This is a genomic window from Oleiphilus sp. HI0061, assembly GCF_001635675.1.
This window is the reverse complement of the sequence record NZ_LWFE01001044.1, coordinates 1-3,151: the sequence shown is the minus strand read 5'-3', so window position 1 is coordinate 3,151 and position 3,151 is coordinate 1. Positions and strand designations below refer to the sequence as shown.

General features: G+C 43.8%; 3 protein-coding genes. 1 reads left to right on the top strand and 2 read right to left on the bottom strand.

The window, feature by feature from the left end; translation table 11 throughout:
* The coding region (locus A3735_RS13700) for a hypothetical protein (RefSeq protein WP_231882554.1) at nucleotides 1-1,596 on the top strand (1,596 nt) is incomplete at its 5' end.
* A gap of 30 nt (nucleotides 1,597-1,626) precedes the next feature.
* On the opposite strand, the gene A3735_RS13695 is transcribed toward A3735_RS13700, so the two are convergent.
* On the bottom strand, nucleotides 1,627-2,316 hold the full coding sequence (locus A3735_RS13695; protein WP_068506457.1) for a sensor histidine kinase KdpD: 690 nt from the start codon (nucleotides 2,314-2,316) through the stop codon (nucleotides 1,627-1,629).
* 14 nt (nucleotides 2,317-2,330) lie between these two features.
* A partial coding sequence (locus A3735_RS13690; RefSeq protein WP_156499656.1) for a lipopolysaccharide assembly protein LapB occupies nucleotides 2,331-3,151 on the bottom strand: 821 nt, incomplete at its 5' end.

The window sequence follows — 3,151 nt, the reverse complement described above, 5'->3', positions numbered from 1 at the left end:
CTGAGTAGTGGTCGTTTTGCCTTACATAACACTTATACTCTTCAAGTGGAATCAGACGTACATGATTTAGTGGAAGATGATTTGTCAACAAGTGAGGATGAGCGTAATTTTCTTGAAGGCGGGGAGAGGGTCGCGTTTACGACGGAGTCTGGCGTATGGCACGAGTCCGAAACTCTTAATTTCAAGTACTTGAATGAAGAGGGTACACAGGCAGTCTTTCATCAAGGGGACAGCTTTGAGCCGATTATCCAAAGTAGTCAAAGTGGCACTACTTTATTGGTTTGGAAGCAGAGTGTTGAAGGTGTGACACAGATTTGGGCAAGTCAATATCTAGCGGATCAGGAAGTCTGGGTTCTACCCGGAACTGAGTCTGCTTCACGGCATTGCCGCAAGAATCCTGACTCTCTTGATTCTTCCTGCGTTAACTCATTAAGGTTGGATAGTGCTGGTCTTGGTAGCGTTTACTCTCCAGAAATCGCTATTAATGAGCTGGGGCATGCGGTCGTTATATGGATTCAGCCAAGGTCTCCTGACGCACAGCTGACAGCATGGGTTAACATGTTTGATGGGAATGCATGGAGCGGGCCACGAGATCTTTTAAGTGGGTCTTCTGTTGATGGTGAGGTTAGAAATACCAGTTTTAGCTTAAGTGATTCTGGAGGGGTTGTTGGTGGTTTCATTCAACAAAGCTCTGCCGGTGTTCAGCGTGTAAGGCTGCTTTCTTTTAATTTTATTACCGGGTTTAATGGTTTGGGGTTTGGCGCTCCAATTTATATTGATACAGTATCAGGAGCCGATGTTTTGGGAGACGCCCAAGACCTTGAATTATCTCTTAGTTCCTCAGGTCTTGGTGTGGTGGTGTGGTCACAGGAAGTGTCGGGCTTCGACAGAGTTAGAGCAAGAAGATTCAATGTATCAAGTGATGCAACTCTGAGCAGTGATGAAACACAGTTTGTTGATGTTGTTGGTGCAGAAACACACTTTGCGGTTCAACCTAAACCCTCAATTTCTGATAATGGCGATCTCTACGTTGCTTGGCGTCAATCTTCTGGAGGTCGATATGATCTAATGCTTAATCGTAACGCTAGCGGAGAGTGGGAAGATGCTAAAAAGATTGAATATGATGACTCGGCAAGCGTTAGTGAGTTTACTCTGGCCCACAATAATTTGAACGAGTTATTTGTGGCTTGGTCAATGCTGTTCGACGATGGTGTGAACAGTCTTACAGTTCGTTCTTATCATCCCGGCTCTGGCTTTTCTACTGCTGAAGACATTCCAGTTACTGGATCTGGTTCTGAGAGACCGGTTACCAGCCCTTTACTAAACTTTGACTATGAAGGTAACGGTGTCTTAAGTTGGGTTCAGAATACTTCGTTCCACCCAAAAATCAAGACAAGACAATATTCTAAGTTGTCTAAGGTGTGGCTGAGTGAAAGTACGATTGTTCAAGAGACATCAGGTGCCGAAGTGTTAACCTTGAGGCAAAATGCCTTGCTACGTGACGGCAGAATACTTTCAGTGTGGGGGCTTTCTGATGTTACCGGTGCATCGCTTGGCAGCGCACTGTTTAAAGAATACCTCCCACCTATTGAGTAAGAAAAATCTAGGCTGGCTTGGCAATTTGATTTAGGGAAGTGCTACCGTGAAGACTCCCCCTCCGTGTCTGCCTCCATTTGATAACTTGATAGACCCTTGCTTGTCATTTTGTGTGTGAAGTTTAGTGACCATTTCAGCAAAATATATTCCCAGGCTGGTGCTGCCAGTTTGAAAGTTAATGTTATTTATTACTTCTCCTGGTGAGGCTTGCAATAGCTCGTCAGGATAACCGATTCCATCATCATGTATTTCTATAATCAGGTCATCATCTTTGATGTAGGCGACGATTTCAATGATCGATTTGGTATAGCGTGAAGCATTATTTAGCGCGTTATTAAGAACGCCCAAAATTACCTCCCTATCAAAATACCAAGATATATTTGGATCACAGGTGATTTCGAGTTCAATATTTTTATCTTTGAGCATTGGCGAATAGTGTGCGGATTGCTCGTCCAGGATGTCGTGAACAAAGCACTCATCGATATGTAATGATAGCATTTCATTCTGCAGGCGATATAAGCCAAGTAGCTGTACAAGGTAGCTATTTACACGTTCAGCCTCATATTTTACGACAGTCGTATTGTTTCTTTGTTGCCACTCTTCAGGCAGTTCTTCGCACATCTGATCTACGGAGTGTAGTAGCATGCTGAGCGAATTTTTCATGTCGTGGACAGCTGAGGCGATAATCATCGAGAAATCGGGTTGTTTGTCTTTACTCATGATACTGTACTCGTTCAATTTTGTTTTTTGGATTGAAGTTCTGCTACTTGCTTCTCGAGGTGTTTAAGCCTTCGGTATTGGTTATGCTGTTCGGGTATGTTGTTTATTTTTTCAAGGGACTGCTCTGCAAGCTTTAATAAGCTATGGTCAGCAGTTTCTTTAAATAGCTTCGTTACAACTTGAGCTAGATTAAGATTCAAGGCTGCGTGTCTTGGTGTATGCTTGAGCGCTTCTTTGAATGCTTCAGCAGCTTGTGCAAGTTGGCCTTGTTCAAACTGCTCAATACCTGATTTATTAAGGCGTTTTGCTTGCTTTTTGGCCACTAAGCTTTCGGGTTCGTCAAGCTGGCTTTCAATTTGCGCTAGCGCTTCGGGGTCGTTACTGAATCGCTCAGCGAGTGTGATTAAGAGTTTCTCGGCACGTTCAAGCTCGTTTAAGGAGTAGAGTGTCTTTGCTAGCTCGATGCCAATTTCCGCTGAGAGCTTCTCTTCTTCAATCATGCACTCTGCTTGATGAAGTTTTTCCTGTGCTGCTTCGGCATTGTTCTGACCATTAAATACTCGAGCCTCGATAAGCGTTGCATTGAGGCAGGCCTGTTCGTCAGTCGAAAATTTATGTGTTAATTCGTTTAGAACTTGTATCGCTTCGTCCGCATGTGTTTTGCCAGAATCACTAAGGTCTCCCGATGACCTTTCGGATAAGCAGCGGCCAAGGTTTAGGTAGTTGTCAGCTTTTTCATGTATTGAGTGTTCGCCATATCGAATAGCTTTCCTGTATGCCTCTGTTGCGCTTTCAATGTCTTGATTCTTTTGACATAGCTTGCCTAGTTTCTCAT

Coding starts and splice junctions, on each gene's coding strand:
- A3735_RS13695 (WP_068506457.1), bottom strand. CDS start 2,316: ATGAGTAAAGACAAACAACCCGATTTCTCGATGATTATCGCCTCAGCT.